Raw genomic sequence first — 20,234 nt, forward strand, 5'->3', positions numbered from 1 at the left:
TCCACCCGTCCGGGACCGGTCACTTCAACCTACGTCGTCGGCCCTGGAAGGTGTCAAGACCATTAGATGTACGTGCATACGACAGCGACAGCGAAACAGCCGGCTCGTCGGCTCCGGCGATACCCAACTGTCCGGGGCGCCTCAGGAGTTCGCGAGCTCTCCGAGCAGCTTCCAGGTACGGCGGCGGTCCGCCTCACCGCCCAGGTCCGTCGCGGTGAACACCACCTCTGTCGCCCCGGCTTCGCGGTACCGCTGTACCTCGGCGGCGACGGTCTCCTCGTCGCCGATGACGGCCAGGTCGGCGGCCCGGGTGGCGCCGGAGAGTCCGATGACGCGTTGGTAGGAAGGGAACTGCTCATAGAACGCGAGCTTCTCGGTCGCCGTCTCCCGTACCGCTTCGATGTCGGCGGTGACCACGCCGGGCACCACGGCCACGATCCGGGGCGCCGGCCGGCCGGCTGCCTGTGCCGCGGCGGTGACGGCCGGGACGAGGTGCTCGGCGAGGGCGCGCGGGCCGGCCAGGAGCGGGATGATCCCGTCCGCGAGTTCGCCGGAAGCGCGCAGCGCCTGCGGAGCCATGGCGGCGACCAGGAGCGGCACCGGCGGTTGGGCTCCCGGCACCGTCGCCGGCAGCGGTGTGGTGGCGGTCAGCAGCTCTCCGTGGAAGTCGGAACTGCCTGTTTCCACGAGTTGGCGCAGGGCGGTGAGGAACTCGCGGAGCCGGGCGATGGGGCGCTCGTACGGGATGCCGAAGGCCGTCTCGGTCAGGTGTTTGGTGCCGAGTGCGAGCCCCAGGTGGTAGCGGCCGCCGGTGGCGGCCTGGGCCGTCTGGGCCTGGCTGGAGATGAGCAGCGGATGGCGGCCGAAGACCGGGATCGCGGCGGTTCCGACGTGCAGCCCGGGCACCTCACGGCCGACTATTGCGGCGAGCGTGGGCGAGTCGTACGCGAAGGTCTGCCCGAACCACGCGGAGCGCAGTCCGGCCTCATGAGCCTCCCGCGCGAGTTGCACCGTGGTGTCGATCCGGTTCTGGAGAGGCAGCGTTACTCCGATGGTCATACACAGGGCAACCGGCAGGCGTGCGACGGGCATTCCTGCTCGTTCATGACAAGCTCATGGCGGCCTCGTAACAGCTCTTTCGGCGGCGTACCGGCGGCGCTGTTGCAGACAGGGACGGCGCAGGTGCGGTCTTGACAAGGCCGCCCGGCACCCACGTACGTTCTTCCCGCACCACCAGGAACGGCCGAGAGACCTGGCTCCTCGAAGCCGCGCTCACCGCGCGTCGCGATCCGCGGCGCCGCCCGACGCCAGGCCGATGGGAGTCACCGTGAGGGCATCGTGCACCGGGCCGGCCGGAACCGCGGTTCTGCTGCCGGCCTGGACGAAGCGCCGGCACGTGGACCTGTGCCGGACCCACGCCGCGCTCTGTCGCTGACCATTCGCTCCGGCTTTCCCCTGACGGGCCCGCGCTCCACCGTCTGACGGGTCCGCGCGCACTCGTGGTGCCAGCTGGACCTGATCCGGCATGCCCGGGTGCTCGTTCGCTCCGAAGAATCCTCCACCCGAGATGTCACCGATGCCGGTGAGAATGGACGAGTTGTGAGCGCGAAGCGGCCCAGGACGCTGAAGACCGTGACCGGTGCCGGCGGCACGTCGGAGACCTACGACCTGGCGGTCGATCCCACCCGGTCGACCCTGGACACCGCCGTGCGGGTGGCGAAACTCGCGGAGGCCGCGCGGATCGACGCGCTGTTCACCGCCGACCTGCTCAGCTTCGGCGCCCAGGGCGCGATCGGGTCGCAGGAACCGCTGGTCTTCGTCTCGGCGCTGAGCCAGGTGACGTCGCGGATCGGCCTGATCGCCACGGTCTCGACCACCTTCAACCACCCCTTCAACCTGGCCCGGTTGTTCGGAACGCTCGATCACGTCAGCAACGGCCGGGCCGCCTGGAACCTGGTGACGTCCTCGATCGGTGAGGAGAACTTCGGGTCCGGCGAGCTGCCCAGCCCGGAGGACCGCTATGCGCGCGCCGCGGAGACGCTGGAGGTGGTCAACGCGCTGTGGGACAGCTGGGAACCAGGTGCGCTGACCGTCGGTGCGGACGGCAAGGCAGTGCTGCACCGGGACCGGGTGCACCCCATCGACCACTCCGGCCGGTTCTTCACCGTGGCCGGTCCGCTGAATATTCCGCCGCTTCCGCAGCGACGCCCGGTGCAGATCCAGGCCGGGCAGTCCGCAGCGGGTACCGCCCTGGGCGCCCGCTACGCCGAGCTCGTCTTCACCTCGCTCCCCACCCTCGACATCGCCGTGGACTTCACCCGGAAGATCCGCGGCCAGGCCGAGCGACTCGGACGGGCCGACGGACTCCCGCTGATCTTCAGCTCGTTCCATGCCACCTACGGCGCCACCGAGGAGGAAGCACAGCGGCTCGTACGCGAGCGGCGCGAGGCGATCGACTTCGAACGCGGGCGCGCCCAGGTGGCCGACATGCTCGGCGGCGGAGTCGACCTGTCGGAGGTCCCCCTCGACGCGACGCTGCCGGAGAGCCTGCTGCCTGACATCGCCTCGGTGAACCGCCGTCGCGGCCGGGTCGACATCTTCACCGGCTACGCGCGACAGGGCTACACCCTGCGGGAGCTCGTCATCGCGGCCCAGGACACCGGGCACTGGGCCGTCGCGGGAACACCCGAGCAGCTCGCCGACGCCATTGAGGAACGGTTCCGGGCAGGTGTTCTGGACGTGATCTCGCTCGGCGGCCTCGCGGACCCACGGCTGCACGACTTCGTCGTCAACGGCCTGCTGCACGAGCTGCGCAAACGAAAGATCGTCGCCGACGACTACACCGGCACCACCCTGCGCGAGAACCTCGGACTCGAACTGCCGCCCCGCGCCGGCGTGCCGGTCCAGGTCGGACCCGAAATGCGGAGGAGTCAATAGCCGAGCAGGCCGACGCCGAGCCTCCACTCGCCGTACGCGGTCGGCCTCGTCTCGTTCGTCCCGGACCCCACCGCGGCCCCGGTTTCCAGAATTCGGCGGCACAGTCTGACGCAAGGAGCACAGCCTTGGACGTCCACGCATCCCTGGCCGACGTGGTCGGCAACACCCCACTGGTGCGGCTCAACCGCGTCACCGGCGCGGTGTCCACTCCGGTCTACGTGAAACTGGAGTACGTCAACCCCGGCGGCAGCGTGAAGGACCGCATCGCGCTGGCCATGGTCGAGGCGGCCGAGCAGGCCGGGTTGCTGTTGCCCGGCGGCACCATTGTCGAGGGCACCTCGGGCAATACGGGAGTCGGCCTGGCCATGGTCGCCGCGCAGCGCGGCTACGGTTGCGTTTTCGCGGTCCCGGAGAAGAGCAGCGCGGAGAAGATCGCCGTACTGCGTGCCTACGGCGCCGAGGTCATCGTCTGCCCGTCCGACGTACCGCGCGAGCATCCCGACCATGTGCACTCCGTGGCCGTCCGTCTCGCCGAGGAGACGCCGGGTGGCTGGCTGGCCAACCAGTACGACAACCCGGCCAATCCGCAGGCTCACTACCGCACCACGGGACCGGAGATCTGGCGGCAGACCGACGGACGGATCACCCACCTGGTGTGCGGCATCGGCACCGGCGGCACCATCACCGGGACCGGCGAATACCTCAAGAAGGTGAGTGACGGCCGGGTGACGGTCGTCGGCGCCGACCCGGAGGCCTCGCTCTACTCCGGCGGCGACGGGAGCCCGTACTACGTGGAGAGCATCGGCCGCTTCCGCCACCCGGAGACCGTGGACGACACCTGGCCGGAGTCCTACCACCCGGCGGTCGTCGACCGGTTCGAGCGGATCAGCGACCGCGACTCGCTGTGGACCGCCCGGCGGCTGGCCCGCGAGGAGGGACTGCTGGTCGGCGGCTCCGCAGGCACCGCGGTGGCCGCCGCACTTCGGGTGACGGCCGAACTGGGCCCGGACGACCTCGTCGTCGTCCTGCTGCCCGATTCCGGCCGCAACTATCTCTCCAAGGTCTTCGACGACGACTGGTTGCACCGACTGGGCCTGCTGGACGACGACGGTTCACATCCGGAAGACCACGGCTGAGCTCTCCGTACGACTCGTCACCGAACGCCCGAAACCGGAAGGCGTTCGGGCCGTGCCCTCTTGAACCCGCCCGAAACCGGAAGACGTTCGCGCCACGCCCCTCCTGAACCCTCCTGGAACCAGAGCCGATCGGCATCCGACCACTGCAGGAGAAGCACCGCGCTCACGAGGTCGCGGCGCTCCGGCTTCCGGTCCCACCCGGCCCGGTGAGAGGTTGCAGCCGTATGCACTGGTACGAGGACGACGGATTCTGGTCGGACTTCTCCGAGACCATGTTCTCCGAGCGCAGGCGATCAGAGACGGCGGACGTCGTCGCCGAGTCGCCACTGCTGCAATTCCCGCCCGACAGCCGGGTGTTGGACCTGTGTTGCGGGCCCGGCCTGTATCTGGTGCCGCTGGCCCGTCGGGGTCACCCGGTGACGGGGGTGGATCTGAGCCCGGTCATGCTGAAACGGGCCGAAGCCGCCTGCGCGGCGGCCGGGGTCGAAGTCCGGCTGATCCAGGCGGACATGCTGACGCACGTCGAGCCGGAGTCGTACGACGTGATACTCAACGTCTTCACGTCGTTCGGCTACTTCGACGAACCGACCGACAACGCACGCGTGTTACGCAACGCCCACGACTCACTCGCACCGGGCGGGCAGCTGCTGATCGACGTGCTGGGCAAGGAGGTCCTCGCGGGCTGGATCGGCCGGCCCAAGATCGTCGAGCTCGACGGCGGCGCGTACGTGGTGCAGCGCGACACCGTCCTGGACAACTGGACACGGCTGCGCACCGACTGGACGCTGGTGCGCGACGGGGTGGCGCGCGAGGCGTCGATCACCTCCTTCCTCTACAGCGCGGCCGAACTGCGCGCCCTCCTCGAGGCGGCCGGCTTCACCGACGTGCGGTGCTACGGCGACTTCGACGGCGGCCCGTACGACAACCACGCGCGACGGCTGATCGTGCGCGGAACACGGCCGAAACTCAATCCCGGTACGCGGGAACTCTGAGGCACCCCGCTCCGACTACTGATCAGTGGGCGGAGTTCGACGCGCCCCGCCGAGCAACTTCCGTGCGAATGAGGGGACTTCATGACCGGGGCCGCATCCGGGACCTCTTCCGCAGGCCCCGCCGTCTCCTCGGAGAGTGAGCCGCACCAGGATCCGGAGGACCGCCCCGCAGGCCGCGGCAGACTGCTGAGCACACTCGTGGCGCTGTCCGTCACGCTGGTGGTCTCCGTCGTGGCCGGCATCGCGCTGGGGCCGACCGTCGTACCGCCGGCCGACGTCGTGCACTTCCTGTGGGCGGCTCTCACCGGCGGCGGCATCGGGGCGGACGAGGTGACCGGGTACTCCATCGTCTGGCATGTGCGCACCCCCAGGGTGCTGCTCGCGGCGGTCGTCGGCGCCGGGCTCTCCGTCGTCGGCGTCGCCATCCAGGCACTGGTGCGCAACGCTCTCGCGGACCCGTTCGTGCTGGGTATCTCGTCGGGTGCGTCCGTGGGGGCGACGGCCGTCGTGGTGTTCGGGATCTTCGCGGGTCTTGGGGTCTTCGCCCTGTCGGCCGCCGCGTTCCTCGGGGCCCTCGGTGCGACGGTGCTGGTGTACCTGGCCGCGCGCGGTCCGCTCGGCCTGACGCCGCTGCGGCTGGTGCTGACCGGGGTGGCGCTGGCGTACGGATTCCAGGCGTTGATGAGTGTCCTGGTCTTCCTCTCCCCGAACGGGCAGGCCGCGCGGACGGTGCTGTTCTGGCTGCTCGGCAGCCTGGGGTCGGCGACTTGGGAGTCGCTGCCCCTGGTGGCGGCGGCGGTTCTGGTCGCGGTCGTGGTGCTGTTGCGGCAGAGCCGGTCGCTGGACGTGCTGTCGCTGGGGGACGAGACGGCGGCGAGCCTGGGCGTGGACGCCGACGCCCTGCGGCGGAGGCTGTTCGTGCTCACCGCGGCCGTCACCGGGCTGATCGTGGCGGTCAGCGGCGCGATCGGCTTCGTCGGTCTGGTGCTCCCCCATGTCGTACGGATCTGGGTCGGCTCGACTCACCGGCGGGTGCTGGCCGTGGCGCCGCTCGCCGGGGCCTGCTTCATGGTCTGGGTCGACCTGGTGGCCCGTACCGCCTTCGCGCCCGAGGAGTTGCCGCTCGGCGTGATCACGGCACTGATCGGTGTGCCCGTGTTCGTCGTGCTGATGCGGCGGCGCGGCTATCTGTTCGGAGGCCAGTAGATGGCCCCCTCTGTCCTCTCGCTGCGCGACCTGTCCGTCCAAGCGGCCGGGCGGGCGCTCGTCGACCGGTTGACCATCGACGTGGCCGCCGGTTCGATCGTGGGGCTCGTCGGGCCCAACGGCAGCGGCAAGTCCACCGCTCTGCGCTGCGTCTACCGGGCGCTGAAGCCGACCTCCGGTGCCGTCCTGCTCGACGGCACCGACCTGACCTCGCTGAAGCTGCGTGACAGCGCCCGCTCGATCGCCGCCCTGACCCAGGAGAGCCACAGCGAACTCGACTTCACCGTCGAGGAGGTGGTGGCCCTCGGCCGCGCTCCGCACGCACGCGGCAACCATCCGCTGACCGCTCGCGAGCGCGAGCTGTGCCGGCAGGCGATGGACCGGCTGGACATCGCCCACCTCGCGGACCGCAGCGTGCTGACCCTGTCCGGCGGCGAGCGCCAGCGCGTACTCGTCGCCCGCGCCCTCGTCCAGGAGCCCCGCGTCCTGGTCCTGGACGAGCCCACCAACCACCTGGACGTACGGCACCAGGTCGAGCTGCTCTCCTTCCTGCGCTCATCCGAACTGACCGTCCTCACCGCCCTGCACGACCTCAACCTGGCGGCCCAGGTCTGCGACCGCATCGCCGTGCTCGGCTCCGGATGTCTGGTCTCCTCGGGTACTCCCGCGGAGGTCCTGACGCCCGAGCTGGTCCGCAAGGTGTTCGGCGTCGACGCCATGGTCGTGCCCCATCCACGGACCGGAACCCCGCAACTGCTCTACGACCTCGCCCCGGCGCCCGCCGGCACCCCCACAGCAGCCGACGCTCCCCCGGAAGGACCACACTCGTGATCAGACCACCGTTCCCCCGCGCCCTCACCGCCGGACTACTGGCGACCGGGTTCCTGGTGACCACAGGATGCGGCGCGGACGTCGAGCCCGCTGCAAAGGCCGGGCCCGCCACCGTCACCGTCTCCAACTGCGGCGAGGACGTCACGTACGCCCGGCCCGAACGCCCGGTCGCCTACGACGTCAGCGGCGCGGAGAAGATGTTCTCCCTGGGCCTGGCGGACCAGATGCGCGGTTACGTCATGAACGAGCTCGGCGACCCGTCCATCGAGGGCTCGCCCTGGCGCAAGGACTACTCCGAGGTCGAACGGCTGGGCACCGAGCGCATCACCCGGGAGATCGTCGTCGACGCCAAGGCCGACTGGGTACTGGCCGGATGGAACTCCGGCTTCAGCGAGGAACGCGGTATCACCCCGGCCCTGCTCGACAAGGTCGGCATCGCCAGCTATCTGCACACCGAGACCTGCTGGGACTACGGCGACAAGAGCGTCGACGTGACACCGCTGGAGGCGCTCTACACCGACCTCGACAACCTGGGGAAGATCTTCGGTGTCGAGAAGCGGGCCGACGAACTCGTCACGGACCTCAAGGACCGTGTCACCGCCCTGAAGAAGACCTGGCCCGCCGGGGACGACCCGGCCAAGGTGTTCGTCTACGACTCGGGCACCGACCAGCCGTTCACCGCCGGCCGGCACGCCGCTCCGAACGACGTCATCACCGCGGCCGGAGGCACCAACGTCTTCGGTGATCTCGACAAGGGCTGGACATCGGTGGGCTGGGAACCGGTCATCAAGGCCAGGCCCGAGGTGATCGTGATCATCGACTACGCCGACCAGCCGGCCAAGGACAAGATCGCCTACCTCAAGTCGCTGCCCAGCCTGAAGTCGATACCGGCGGTGCAGGACAACCACTTCCTCGTCATGTCCTACGGCGACGCGGTCAGCGGCCCGCGCAACGTCACGGGTGCCGAGGACCTGGGCCGCTACCTGCGCTCGGTCGGGCTGTGACGGTGACCCCAGCGCGCATCGCACCCGCCGCACCGGGCGCCCCGGTCCACGAGCACATCACCGACGCGATCAAGGCTCCGGACCTGCTGCGGCTGTCCGGCAACGTGGTCCTGGCCCGCTTCGAGACGCTGAAGGTGTACGCCGCCCTCGGCGCGGTCCGCACCCTGCTGGAGCGCGGGACCGTGAAACCGGGGCAGACCCTCGTCGACAGCTCCAGCGGCATCTACGCCCTGGCCCTGGCGATGGCCTGCCACCGCTACGGCCTGCACTGCCACATCGTCGCCTCCACCACCGTCGACGCCACGATGCGCGCCCAGTTGGAGATCCTCGGCGCCACCGTGGACCAGATGCCGCCCTCGAAGGATCTGAGACTCGACCAGGAGGGGCGGGTCCGGCGGGTCCGGCAGCTGCTGGCCGAACGGCCGGGCCTGTACTGGATGCGTCAGTACCACGACGGCGTCCACTACACCGGCTACCAGGAGTTCGCCGACCTGGTGGACCGGGCGCTGCCCGATGTGCCGCTGACCGTGGTGGGAGCCGTCGGCACAGGCTCGTCGAGCGGCGGGCTGGCCGAGGCGCTTCGCGGACGCGGGCGAGACGTACGCCTGCTGGGACTCCAGCCCTTCGGCAGCGTCACCTTCGGCAGCGAGGGGTTCAGCGACCCCGAGGCGATCATCGCCGGGATCGGCAGCTCGATCCCGTTCGACAACGTCCGCCACGACCTCTACGACACCCTTCACTGGCTCGACTTCCGGCACGCCATGGCCGGCGCCGTCGGTCTGCTGCGGGAACACGCCGTGTTCGCCGGCCTGTCCACCGGCGCCGCCCACCTCGTCGCGGGCTGGGAGGCCGCCCGCGACCCCGAGCGCACGCACCTGGTCATCGGCGCCGACACCGGTCACCGCTACACCGAACGCGTCTTCGCCCGCCACCACGAGGCCCTCGACCCGCGCACGCTCAAGCCCCACCAGATCACCAGCCTCACCGACCTCGCGCTGCCCTGGTCGGTCATGGAGTGGAAACGGCGGCGGTACGACGTACGGCAATCTGCCGTGCCCTCTGCTCCGACTGTTCCCGCCGTGCCCGCTGTTCCGACTGTTCCCGCTGTTCCCGCTGTTCCCGCGCAGGCAGCGGTCTCGCTCGCCGCATCGACCAAGGAGGACCAGGCATCGTGACCATCGCCGCCCTGGAGGCACTCACCTTCGGCCTGGGACGCCTGATCGAGGCGGCCGACAACGCCGGACACCGCCTGTGTCTGCTCACCGGCAACCGGGACGTCTACCGCCACGAACTCGCCCACCTCGACCCCACGGCACTGGACATCGTCGACCTCGACACGACCGACGAAGCCGCCTGCGCCGCCGCTCTGGCCGCCGTGCCCGACCTGCGCGGGCTCATCAACTCGACCGACACCTGGAGCGTCCCGGGCGCCGACCTCGCCGCCAAACTCGGGCTGCCGGGACCCGACCCGACCGCGGTCCGTCAACTGCGGGACAAGAGCCGGGTGCGCAACCTCCTCCACGAGCGTGGTCTCAGCCGCGGTGGCGCTCTCGCCGTTCCCGTCGATCCCTCCTCGGCGGCCGTCGAGATCCTCCGTGAGGTCGGTCTGCCCGCCATCCTGAAGGACTCCGCGGGCACCTCCTCCCGCAACGTCTGGCCGGTACGCGACGAGCACCAGCTGCATACGGCCCTCACCGAGGCCGCCCAACGCCCCTTCAACGGACGACTGTTCGCCGAACCCTTCTTCTCCGGCCCCGTCTACAGCGCGGAGACCCTCAGCTGGGAGAACGAGACGAAACTGCTCGGTGTCCTCAGCCGGCAGATGTCCCCCGAGCCCTCCGTACGCGAGGAGGCGGCGGCCTTCCCCGTCGCCCTCCCCCGCCCCGAACTCGACCTGATCCAGGACTGGGTGGCGCGCGTACTGGCGATCGCCGGCCACGACAGCGGCTTCGCACACGTGGAGTTCGTCCTCACCACCGAGGGCCCGGAACTGGTGGAGATCAACCGTCGTATCGGTGGCGCGCTCGTCGGCGAGGCACTGTGCCGCGCCCTGGGCACAAATGTCTACGACGCCATGGTCGACACGGCTCTCGGCCGCCGCCCCGCGCTGCTGGACACCGTTGCTGTCGATGACACCCCCGGTCCCGCGACCGCCTTCGTGCTCGTCTACCCCGACCGGCCCGGCACCCTCACCGGCTGGACGGGCCTGGGCGGTCTGTCCGCCTTCCCCGGCTCGCCCGAGTGGTACCCCACCGCCGTCCCCGGCCGGCGCGTGGAGCACCTGAGCGACCAGCGCAGCTGCACAGGCATCGTCCTGGCCGAGGCTGCGACGGCCGAACTGGCCCTGCACCGGGCGCTCAGCGCCGCCGGGAGCGTACGGCCGGTCATCGCGACGGACGACGACGACCGAGGATGACCACGACGTCGTCGCGGAAGCCGGGCGGAGGTCCGCGCTCCCGCCTCGCTCCGCTCAAGGCACTCACCGGCCCGCAGTACTTCCTGCTGGCCGGTTCATTCCTGATCCCCTTGGGCAGCTTCGCCGTGCTGCCGTTCATGTCGATCCTGCTGCACGAGCGGCTGGGCATCGGGCTCGGCACCGTCGGCGTGGTGCTCGCCATCGCCTCGCTCGTGCAGTTCTCCGGCGGCGTCGTCGGGGCCGCGATCGCCGAGCGGATCGGACTGCAGCGCACCATGCTGCTCGCCCTGGTGATCCGTACGGCGGGCTTCGCCTGCTTCCTGCCGGGGCTGAGTCATCCGGCCGCGGCTGTCACCGCGCTCTTCCTCGTGTCCTGCGGCGCAGCGCTCTATCTGCCTGCCAACAAGGGGTACTTGGTGCACCACGTGGAGGAGGAGCAGCGCCCGCTGCTGCTGTCCGCGAGCAGTTCCGCCCTCAACGCCGGTGTCGCCCTCGGCCCGATCGCCGCCGCGCCCTTCGTACTCAGCGCCTCAGCGGGGCTGTTCACGGCGGTCTCCGTGCTGTTCGCAGCGATCACGGTGGGGCACGCGCTGCTGCCCGTGGAGAAACCCGACCGCCGACCGGACGAAGGGAGAGTCGACATCGAGGGGCCGCCCCGGCGCCGGGAGAAGACACTCGCCGGACTGGCTCCGATGCCCTTCGCGATCACCGTGCTCAGCGTGTACGTCTTCATGTTCTTCCAGCACTACCTCGCGGTCTACGCGGTGCCCCGGACCTCGACGTTCTTCTACGCCCTGGTCCTCGCGCTGTACGCCCTGCTTCTGGTCGTCGCTCAGCCCCTCCTGTCGGACTGGATAGCCCGCCTGCCCTACCCCCGGGCCCTGCGACTCGGCTTCGCCGCGCTGGCCACCGGGATGGCCACCCTCGCCCTCGGCCACCCGGCCGCCATCCTGGCCGGAGCCCTGCTCATCTGCCTCGGCGAGATCATCCTCTTCCTCAAGAACGACCTCGAAGCCCTGAACCGGTCCAGCCGCACACCCGCCGTCGTCTTCGGCCACCAACGCCTGGCGGCCGGAATCGGCGCGTTCGCCAGCGGCATCGCAGGAGGCGGGGGCTACGAACTGGCAGAACGCTCCGGTCACGCCGGACTCTTCTGGACAGCGGTCGCGGTGCAGGGCGCGCTGCTCCCCCCGCTGCTGATCCATACGCTGCGCCGTCTCCGGCCCGGCGCCACCACAGCCGACCCGGACCGCCCGGCCACAGCACGGACGCGTTGACTCGGTCGGGACAGGCACTGGTACTAGTACTGGTGCGTCAAAGGGGTCTCGGCGAAGAAGGGGCAGAGGATGTCGAGAACGGCCTGGCGGCTCCGTCCCAGGGGCAGATGCCGCCACCGGGGCACTACCACCAAGGAGACCCGTCATGACGATCCAGCGGATGGACAACGTCCTCATCGTTGTCGCCGACCTTGACGCCGCTATCGCGTTCTTCGTGGAACTCGGCATGGAGTTGGAGGGCAGGATGCCGATCGAGGGACGTTGGGTGGACCGTGTCATCGGGCTCGACAACGCCCGACAGGACCTGGCGATGCTGAGGACCCCGGACGGCCACAGTCGGCTGGAGCTCACGCAGTTCCATACACCGCAGGCGATCAGCGCCGAGCCTGCCGTCGCACCGACGAACACGCTGGGCATTCGCCGCATCATGTTCGCCGTCGACGACATCCAGGACGTCCTGGCCCGCCTCCAAGCCCATGGCGCCGAACTCGTCGGCGAGGTGGCGCAGTTCGAGGACAGCTATCTGCTCTGTTACGTCCGCGGACCCGAGGGCATTCTCGTCGGACTGGCCGAACAGCTCAGTTGATGGCCTGAGGAATCTATTGACGATCGCATTACCAGATCTGATAATTTCATCATTACAGCAACGTTGCCGGGAGGGCACCGTGAGTAGAACAGTGATCCGCGTCAGGACCGCGCCCTCACCGCCACGAGCCTCCGCCCGGCACAGGCCCTCCCGCTGCTCGCCCGCTTCAAGCCCCTGGACCCCGGCGAGCTGCTGCTGACCGGACCCGAAATGAGCCGCGCATGAGCATCGAGCACCCCTCCTCGGACATCCCCGTCGCCATCATCGGCGCCGGGCCGGTAGGCGTGACCACCGCACTCCTCCTCGCCCGCCGCGGAATCCGCAGCATCATTCTCGAACGCCACCAGGACGTCTATCCGCTCCCCCGTGCCGTCGTCGTCGACGACGAGGTACGCAGGATCCTCCAGGCCGCGGGCGTCGGCGAGGCGTTCGCCGCGATGGCCCGCCCTGGCAAGGGGCTGCGGCTGCTCGACGCCCGGCACCGGGTGATGGCCGAGTTCCGCCGCGTTGAGCAGGGCCCGCACGGCTACCCGCAGACCAGCATGTTCGAGCAGCCCGCACTGGAACGACTGCTGCGCGACGCCCTGGCCCGGCGCCCGGAGTGCGAACTGCGGAACGGAGTGGAGGTCACCGGTATCGCACCGGACACCGAGGGCCCGGTGCGCGTGACGTACCGCGCTCCCGACGGCGAGCACCACCTGTGGGCCGACGCGGTCCTCGGCTGCGACGGTGCGAACAGCCTCACCCGCGAGGCGATCAGCGCCGTATGGGAGGACCTGCGCTTCGAGGAACGCTGGACCGTCATCGACGTACGGACGAAGGCCGAGGTCCGCTCCTGGGAGGGCGTCGACCAGGTCTGCGACCCGGACCGGCCGGCGACCTTCATGCGCGTCGGCGAAGACCGCTACCGCTGGGAGTTCCGGCTGCGCGACGGGCGGGAGCCGGTCCGCGAGCTGGTCGCTCCGTGGCTGCCGCCCTCGTACGACGGGGACTTCGAGATCGTCCGCGAGAGCGAGTACACCTTCCGGGCGCGGGTCGCGAACCGTTGGCGAAGCGGCCGGGTCCTTCTCCTGGGCGACGCGGCCCACCTCACGCCGCCGTTCATCGGACAGGGGCTGTGCTCGGGGTTGCGCGACGCCTACAACCTCACCTGGAAGCTCGCCCGGGTCCTCCAACAAGGCGGTGACGAGCGGCTGTTGGACACCTACGAGAGTGAGCGCAAGCCGCACGCACGGCATGTGATCCGGCTCGCGGTCGCCCTGGGCTGGGCCATGACCGGCGGTCAGGACGGCGCCGCCGCGCTGCGCCGCAGGCTCCTGGCCGTGATCTGCCGCATACCCGGCCTGACGGAGGCGGCCAACCGCGACCTCAGCCCGGCACTGGCCGCCGGGCCTCTCGTGAGGCGCCGTACCCGCCGGGGCAGCCGCCTCGTGGGAACCCACTGTCCGCAGCCGTGGATCGACACCGACGGACGGCGGGCCCGTCTCGACGACGTACTCGGCGACACCTTCACCATCCTGACCGCCGCCGACCCCTCACCCTCGCTGAAGGCACTCGCCCACGGGCTCGGCACCCGGGCGGTGCCCGTGGGCGAACTCCGCGACGACGGCACCCTCGCCGCCTGGCTGCGGGGAGGCCGCGCCGACGCCGTCCTGCTGCGCCCCGACCGCGTCGTGATGGACGTTGTCCCGACGAACGGCCGGGCCTTCTTCGACACAGCCGTCTGGGCACCCCTGCTGTGCACCACCCGCGGGTACGTCGCACAGAGCTCGCTCGCCGCCCTGTCGTGGAGTGCCACGCGATGACTGACACCGCCGCTCAAGGCGGTCTGCCACACCCGAGTCAGGAAGTTCTGGGGGACTCCGCAATGTCGTACGACGCGACCCCGTACGGATCCCTCGAGCAGCACTCCGGCACAGGCACCGAACCCGGCAGCGCATCGGCCATGTGAAGGGAGAACGCCTCGTCCGTCAATTTCAGGGTGGTGATGAGTTCATCAGCGATGTACTGACCAACTCATCAGAACTGTGGCGGATGGGTCACATTGATAGAGTCGCACGTATGCCCACGTCAGCGCCCCCTCGCAACCGCTTCGAACGACGCCGCGCCGAGAGTCGTCAGGCGCTCGTCCGCGCGGCCCGGCAGATACTCGCCGAGACCGGCGACACCAGCGCGAGCATCCAGACGATCGCCGACCGGGCGGACGTCGGCTTCGGCACCTTCTACAACCACTTCGAGTCGAAGGTCGAGTTGTTCGACGCGGCGGTGCGGGACGCCCTCGAAGAGTTCGGCCAAGCCTTCGACGAGCACCTTCAGGGAGTCGACGACCCTGCGGAACTCCTCGCGGGTGGATTCCGCCTCAGCGCACGCCTGGCCGACTCCCGGCCCGAGCTGATGCAGGTTCTGCGTCACCGTGGCCTCAGCCACCTCCACGCGGACTCGGGCCTGGCTCCGCGCGCCATGCGTGACCTGGAGGTCGGCATGGCCTCCGGCCGCTTCGCCATCACCGACCCGACCATCGCGGTGACCGCCCTGGGCGGTTCCTTGCTGGCACTGGTGGAGCTCCGGTTCGCCCAGCCCGAGCGCGATGGCGACGAGGCGGCATCAAGCCTGGCCGAAATGCTGCTGCGCATGCTGGGCGTCCCGCCCGAGGACGCCCGCGAAGTCGCCTGGCGACCCCTGCCCGATCTTGACTGAAGAGAGAGTCCTGAGGGCCGACACCGTCGTCGCCCACCCGAGCCCTCAACCGCATGCGGTCGGTTGAGGGCTCGCGGACGTCCGGCGTCGGTGAGGTCGTCTCACTGACCGCCGTCCGTCGGCGACGTCGCCGCCGTGTCGTCGGCCGGTGTCTCGTCGCCCGACGACTCGTCACTCGTGTCCTCGGTGACGACGATCACGGTGCTGCCCGCTTCGACCTCACTTCCCGCCGCCGGGGTACTCGACGTCACCACGGCGTCGGACGCCTGGGAGTACCCGGAGGCGACCCCGACCTGGAGTCCGAGCCCGCCCAGTTCGTCCTGGACATCGCCGAGGGTGCTGCCGACGATGTCGGTGGGGATCTGCACGGTCTCCACGGTTTTGGCGACCTGGATGTCGATCGTGGAGCCCGGATCGACCTCTTCGCCGGAGGGGACGCTCTGTCCGACGACCGTGCCGGCCTCGGCTCCGTTGTCGACCTCGGTCGTGTCACCCAGCTTCAGGTCATTTTCGGCCAGCAGTTCCCGGGCCTCGCTCGCCGTTTTGCCCGTGAGGTCCGGAACAGTGGATTTATCGGCCTCCTTGGCCACCGTGAGGGTGATCTCGGTGCCCTTCTCGACCTTGTCGCCGCCCTCGGGGTCCTGCTCGAGGACAGTGCCGGGGTCCTCCGTGGACTCGACGTGCCGGAGCTTCACCTTGAAACCCTCGTCCTCCAGGATGCCGGAGGCGTCGTCCTCGTCCTTGTCGACGACATCCGGCACCTCCACCTTCGGCGCGCCGGTGGAGACGGTCACCGACACGGCCTCCCCCTTGTCGAGTTCGCCGTCCGTCGGACTCTGCGTACAGACGTAGTCCGTGGGCTGGTCGGCGCAGGCCTCCCGCTTCGCCACGGTGAGCGTGAGGCCGACGTTGTCCGCCGCGCTCCGAGCCTCGTCGAGAGTCATGCCTACCAGCGCCGGAACGGCCACCTTGCCGTCGTCGGCCCCGCCCCGCCCGAAAATGAACCAGCCGACCACGAGCGCCGCGACCAGCACGGCGACGCCGGCCACGACCAGCGCCACGCTCCCTCGGCGGCGCCCGGCCCCCTCCTCGCCACCCTGCGAGGCGTCGCGGTCGTACGAGCCGCCTCCGTCGTACGAGTCGTCGGTCCCCTCCGTCCAGGGCGCGGCACCCGCCGCCGATCCCGTAGTCGATCCCGTACTCAACAGTGCCTCGATGTCGGCGAGCATCTCCCCGGCGGACTGGTGGCGGTACCAGGGATTCTTCTGCAGGGCGCGCAGGACGATCGCGTCCACGTCGGGACCGATCCCGGGGTTGAAGAGGCTCGGCGGGCTCGGAGCCTCCTGGATGTGCTGGTACATCACCGCCATCGGCGAGTCACCGGTGAACGGCGTGCGGAAGGTGAGCAGTTCGTACAGCAGGCAGCCCACCGAGTACAGGTCGGACCGGGCGTCGATGTCCTGCCCGAGCGCCTGTTCCGGCGAGAGGTACTGAGCGGTGCCGATGACGACGGACGTCTGCGTCATACCGACGTCCCGCGCGTCGCGGGCGATCCCGAAGTCCATGACCTTGACCTGACCGGCCTGCGTCACCATGACGTTGGCCGGTTTGATGTCCCGGTGCACGATGCCCTGTTGGTGGGAGTGGTCGAGGGCCCGCAGGACACCGGCCGTCAGCTCCAGAGCACGTTCGACGGTCAACGGCGGTCCGGAGTAAAGGGCTTCACGCAACGTCGTCCCGTCGACGTACTCCATCACGAGGTACGGCAGCGGGAATCCGGCGCCCGCCCATCCGCCGCCGTACGACATGGTGGCGTCCTCGCCCGTGTCGTACACCGCGGCTATGGCGGGGTGGTTGAGCGACGCCGTCGACTGGGCCTCCCGGCGGAACCGTTCCTGGAACTCCGCGTCGTGGGCGAGATCGGCGCGCGGGGTCTTCACGGCGACGAGTCGGTCGAGCCGGGCGTCGTGCGCGAGGTGCACTTCGGCCATCCCCCCGGAACCGAGCAGCAGGCGCAGCTCGTACCGGCCCCCGACGACGGCCACCGGCACCGGATGGGAGAAAGTCAGGTCGTCTGGTCCGCCGAAATTCACTGGCTTCTCCACTACGGGATCGGGAAGTCGGGGCCTGCGCAGGGGTCGACAGCGCGCCGAGCCACCACGTCACAGCAGCACGAGCACGAGCAGATAATTGCACAGCTGAGGGTAATTAAAGAAGTTGGCTTATGCGGGACGGCCCCGGTGCCTTCGCGCCAGGGTCCGTTCGAACCGTTTTGTCGACAGCCACGCCGCGGCCCAACCGTCGGCTACAGGCTCCCTGCGGCCGTCGCGGCCGCGTCATCGACCACGACGCGTGCCTGCTTCTCCGGCACACCGGCCGCGATGAGGGTGGCGACGGCCGTGCGCGTCCCGTCGTCCTCCAGTGCCCCGGTGTTGACCTCCGCCAGCAGGGCGACCGTCATCGCCTCCAGACCGGCGCTCAGTACCGCGGGTGGCAGATGGGAGGGGAAGACTCCCTCCCGCTGCCCCCGCTCCACGATCGCCGTGACTTTGAGCCGGGCGGGTTCGAGGATCTCGGCGACACGTTCCATGCCCAAGTCCCGCTGGGCAAGCGCCAGGAGCATCCGGTACTGGTCGCCGACCGGCCACACCGACAAGGAGAAGTGCGCGAGGGCCCGCTCGGCCGGCTCCGTCACCTTCCCGCCGACCGCCACGGCGGCCCGGACAGCCTCGGCGGCCTCCTCGGCCAACGCGTCCAGGAGCGCCGCCCGTCCCGGGAAGTGCCCGAAAAGAGTGCGCCTGACCACACCGGAGGCGCGGGCCAGCTCCTCCAGAGTGATGTCGGGGTTCCGCCCGAGCTCCTGGCGCGCGGTGGCCAGGATGCGCGCCCGGTTGGACCGTGCATTGCGTCGCTGCGGCACGCGGCCAACGGACTGGGACACGGAAGAACCTCGATGAAGGCGGGACGAAGAACGGGCACCTTCATTCTGTCACGCACGCCCCGGCCCGAACCGTGGCCGATTCGCGAGGCCCGAACCGTGGCCCATCCGAGCAGCCCGAACCGTGGTCGATCCGAGGGCCGGGCCACCTGAAACCCCGCCTCGTACGACGGCACTCATAAGACCGGGGAGAGCACGGACGCGAGGGTGATCGGGGCGGTTGTCACGCGGACCCTTCCCGGCGTTCGGCGCCCAGCCGAACGAAGTAGTCGATGAGGCCGGGCTCGTCCACGACATCCGGGTTGACGACCTGCTCCACCGGCGCGCCCTGGAGCAGGCGCTTGATCGGGACCTCCAGCTTCTTGCCGGTGCGGGTGTGCGGGATGCCCGGCACGCCGAGGATCTCGTCGGGGACGTGGCGCGGGGAGACCTCACTGCGGATGGCGCCGCGGATCTTCTCCTGGAGGGTGTCGTCCAGGCTCGCGCCGGCGGCGAGGACCACGAAGAGTGGCATCCAGTAGCCGCCGTCCGGCTCCTCGGCGCCGATCACCAGCGCCTCGGTGATCTCCGGAAGCCGTTCGACGACGTCGTGGATGTCGGCGCTGCCGAGCCGTACGCCGTTGCGGTTCAGGGTGGAGTCCGAACGGCCGTGCACGGTCACCGAGCCGTGTCCCGTGACCGTGATCCAGTCGCCGTGCCGCCACACGCCGGGATACGTGGAGAAGTAGGCGTCGTGGTAACGGCTGCCGTCGGGGTCGTTCCAGAAGTACAACGGCATCGACGGCATCGGCCGGGTGACGACCAGCTCGCCGACCTGGTCCACGACCGGGAAGCCCTCGTCGTCGAACGCCGCCAGCGACACTCCCAGGTGCGGCGCCGACAACTCGCCCGCCCAGATGGGGGTGTTGGGCGCGCTGCCCGCAAAGCCGGCCACCACGTCCGTGCCACCGCAGATCGAGGCCAGCAGCACGCGGTCGCCCACGTGGTCGCGGACCCATGGGTAGGCGGAGGCGGGCAGCGCGGAGCCGGTACAGCCCACCACGCGGACGGAGGACAGGTCGTGCTCGGACGGATCGATACCGAACTTGGCCATGCCCAGCAGGTACTGAGGGCTGGTGCCGAACGCGGTGACCCGGTGGCGCGCCGCCAGCTCCCACAGGATGTCGGGCTTGGCGAAGGGCGCCGGGCTGCCGTCGTAGGTGCATGTCGTGGCACCGGTCAGCAGCGTCGAGGCGACCATGTTCCACAGCATCCAGTTGGTGGTGGTGTACCACAGGAGGCGGTCTCCGGGGCCCAGGTCGGAGTGCAGGCCCAGGGTCTTCAGGTGCTCCACCAGCACGCCGCCATGGCCGTGCACGATGCCCTTGGGCAGACCTGTCGTGCCGGAGGAGAAGACGACCCACAGAGGGTGGTCGAACGGTACCGGCGTGCAGGCGAGTTCCTCGATGCGGGTGGACGCGTCCTCCCACGGGACGACCAGCGACGGGTACGCCCTCGACGGCCACGGCAGGCCCACGTGGTCCACCAGCAGCGTCGCCTTCAACGCCGGGAGCGCGGCGGCGAGTTCGAGGGCGGCGTCGCGTCGGTCGTGGGTGGTGCCGTTGAACAGGTAGCCGTCGGCGGCGATCAGCACGGTGGGTTCGAGCTGGCCGAACCGGTCGGCGGCCGCCTGGGGCGCGTAGTCCTGCCCGCACACCGACCACACGGCACCCAGGCTCGCGGCGGCCAGGAACGCGACGATCGCGTGCGGGGTGTTGGGCAGGTAACCCACCACCCGGTCGCCCGCCCCCACGCCCAGGTCGCGCAGGGTTGCCGCGACGGAGGCGACCTGGGCACGCAGTTGTTCTCCCGTCACCTCGTAGCCGCTGCCGGTCTCGTCCAGGGCGATGATCGCCGGACCGTCGGAGGGCAGGTTGCGCAGGGCGTGGTGGGCGTAGTTGAGGGTGGCACCCGGGAACCAGCGGGCGCCGGGCATGATTTCCTCGGCAAGTACCCGTTCGTACGGAGTGTCCGCGTCGATGTCGAAGTACTCCCACACCGCAGCCCAGAAGCCGGTCAGATCGGTGACCGACCAGCTGTGCAGGGCAGCGTAGTCGGTGCCGTCCAGGCCGACATGGCGGGCGAAGTCCACGATGCGGCTGTCGGCGACAGCCTGCGGATCGGGTGTCGTGAAGGGTTCAGGGCACGGCCTGATCATCGTGCGGCGCTCCTCAA

Annotated in this window: 15 protein-coding genes and 2 pseudogenes; 13 read left to right on the forward strand and 4 right to left on the reverse strand. The window is 70.0% G+C overall.

The window, feature by feature from the left end; all coding sequences use genetic code 11:
• Positions 1-141 precede the first annotated feature (141 nt).
• A complete protein-coding gene (locus tag ACIPC1_RS18090; protein WP_402518057.1) occupies positions 142-1,059 on the reverse strand; it encodes an LLM class F420-dependent oxidoreductase in 918 nt (305 codons plus the stop codon).
• A gap of 540 nt (positions 1,060-1,599) precedes the next feature.
• Between ACIPC1_RS18090 and ACIPC1_RS18095 the strand changes: the two genes are divergently transcribed.
• The 13 genes and pseudogenes from ACIPC1_RS18095 (at position 1,600) to ACIPC1_RS18155 (ending at position 15,082) form a co-directional block, all read left to right on the forward strand.
• Positions 1,600-2,937, forward strand: coding sequence for an NtaA/DmoA family FMN-dependent monooxygenase (locus ACIPC1_RS18095; RefSeq protein WP_402518060.1), 1,338 nt, complete (start codon positions 1,600-1,602; stop codon positions 2,935-2,937).
• A 125-nt stretch (positions 2,938-3,062) separates the two neighbouring features.
• Positions 3,063-4,058, forward strand: a pseudogene (locus tag ACIPC1_RS18100) (PLP-dependent cysteine synthase family protein); the annotation flags it as partial.
• A gap of 239 nt (positions 4,059-4,297) precedes the next feature.
• Complete coding sequence (locus tag ACIPC1_RS18105) at positions 4,298-5,065, forward strand: class I SAM-dependent methyltransferase (protein WP_402518062.1); 768 nt, start codon at positions 4,298-4,300, stop codon at positions 5,063-5,065.
• An 81-nt stretch (positions 5,066-5,146) separates the two neighbouring features.
• Complete coding sequence (locus ACIPC1_RS18110; RefSeq protein ID WP_402518063.1) at positions 5,147-6,271, forward strand: FecCD family ABC transporter permease; 1,125 nt, start codon at positions 5,147-5,149, stop codon at positions 6,269-6,271.
• Positions 6,272-7,102: an ABC transporter ATP-binding protein gene (locus ACIPC1_RS18115; RefSeq protein ID WP_402518066.1), complete on the forward strand. Its 831-nt coding sequence runs from the start codon at positions 6,272-6,274 to the stop codon at positions 7,100-7,102. It abuts the gene before it with no gap.
• Positions 7,099-8,106: an ABC transporter substrate-binding protein gene (locus tag ACIPC1_RS18120; RefSeq protein ID WP_402518069.1), complete on the forward strand. Its 1,008-nt coding sequence runs from the start codon at positions 7,099-7,101 to the stop codon at positions 8,104-8,106. Before ACIPC1_RS18115 ends, ACIPC1_RS18120 begins: the two co-directional genes overlap by 4 nt.
• A complete protein-coding gene (locus ACIPC1_RS18125; RefSeq protein WP_402518070.1) occupies positions 8,103-9,281 on the forward strand; it encodes a pyridoxal-phosphate dependent enzyme in 1,179 nt (392 codons plus the stop codon). The genes ACIPC1_RS18120 and ACIPC1_RS18125 overlap by 4 nt, the downstream gene beginning before the upstream one ends.
• Positions 9,278-10,522 (forward strand): ATP-grasp domain-containing protein, encoded by a 1,245-nt coding sequence (locus tag ACIPC1_RS18130; protein ID WP_402518073.1) that lies wholly within the window; start codon positions 9,278-9,280, stop codon positions 10,520-10,522. Before ACIPC1_RS18125 ends, ACIPC1_RS18130 begins: the two co-directional genes overlap by 4 nt.
• Entirely contained in the window at positions 10,519-11,799 is a 1,281-nt protein-coding gene (locus ACIPC1_RS18135) for an MFS transporter (protein WP_402518075.1), read from the forward strand. Before ACIPC1_RS18130 ends, ACIPC1_RS18135 begins: the two co-directional genes overlap by 4 nt.
• A gap of 145 nt (positions 11,800-11,944) precedes the next feature.
• Positions 11,945-12,385 (forward strand): VOC family protein, encoded by a 441-nt coding sequence (locus ACIPC1_RS18140; RefSeq protein ID WP_384382950.1) that lies wholly within the window; start codon positions 11,945-11,947, stop codon positions 12,383-12,385.
• Positions 12,386-12,472: 87 nt separating this feature from the next.
• A pseudogene (locus tag ACIPC1_RS18145) lies at positions 12,473-12,589 on the forward strand (fumarylacetoacetase); the annotation flags it as partial.
• Between the two features lie 17 nt (positions 12,590-12,606).
• Complete coding sequence (locus tag ACIPC1_RS18150) at positions 12,607-14,190, forward strand: bifunctional 3-(3-hydroxy-phenyl)propionate/3-hydroxycinnamic acid hydroxylase (RefSeq protein WP_402518080.1); 1,584 nt, start codon at positions 12,607-12,609, stop codon at positions 14,188-14,190.
• Positions 14,191-14,446: 256 nt separating this feature from the next.
• Positions 14,447-15,082: a TetR/AcrR family transcriptional regulator gene (locus ACIPC1_RS18155; protein ID WP_402518081.1), complete on the forward strand. Its 636-nt coding sequence runs from the start codon at positions 14,447-14,449 to the stop codon at positions 15,080-15,082.
• A 101-nt stretch (positions 15,083-15,183) separates the two neighbouring features.
• Here ACIPC1_RS18155 and pknB read toward each other — a convergent pair whose 3' ends face one another.
• The 3 genes from pknB to ACIPC1_RS18170 all read right to left on the reverse strand — a co-directional run bounded on the left by pknB (position 15,184) and on the right by ACIPC1_RS18170 (position 20,217).
• Complete coding sequence (gene pknB, locus ACIPC1_RS18160; RefSeq protein ID WP_402518084.1) at positions 15,184-17,127, reverse strand: Stk1 family PASTA domain-containing Ser/Thr kinase; 1,944 nt, start codon at positions 17,125-17,127, stop codon at positions 15,184-15,186.
• A gap of 260 nt (positions 17,128-17,387) precedes the next feature.
• Positions 17,388-18,023, reverse strand: a complete 636-nt coding sequence (locus ACIPC1_RS18165) for a TetR family transcriptional regulator (RefSeq protein WP_402518086.1) — start codon at positions 18,021-18,023, stop codon at positions 17,388-17,390.
• A 220-nt stretch (positions 18,024-18,243) separates the two neighbouring features.
• Positions 18,244-20,217, reverse strand: a complete 1,974-nt coding sequence (locus ACIPC1_RS18170; protein WP_402518089.1) for an acetoacetate--CoA ligase — start codon at positions 20,215-20,217, stop codon at positions 18,244-18,246.
• Between the last annotated feature and the right edge of the window lie 17 nt (positions 20,218-20,234).

It is taken from the genome of Streptomyces sp. NPDC087263 (genome assembly GCF_044744645.1).
Classification (GTDB): Bacteria; Actinomycetota; Actinomycetes; order Streptomycetales; family Streptomycetaceae; genus Streptomyces.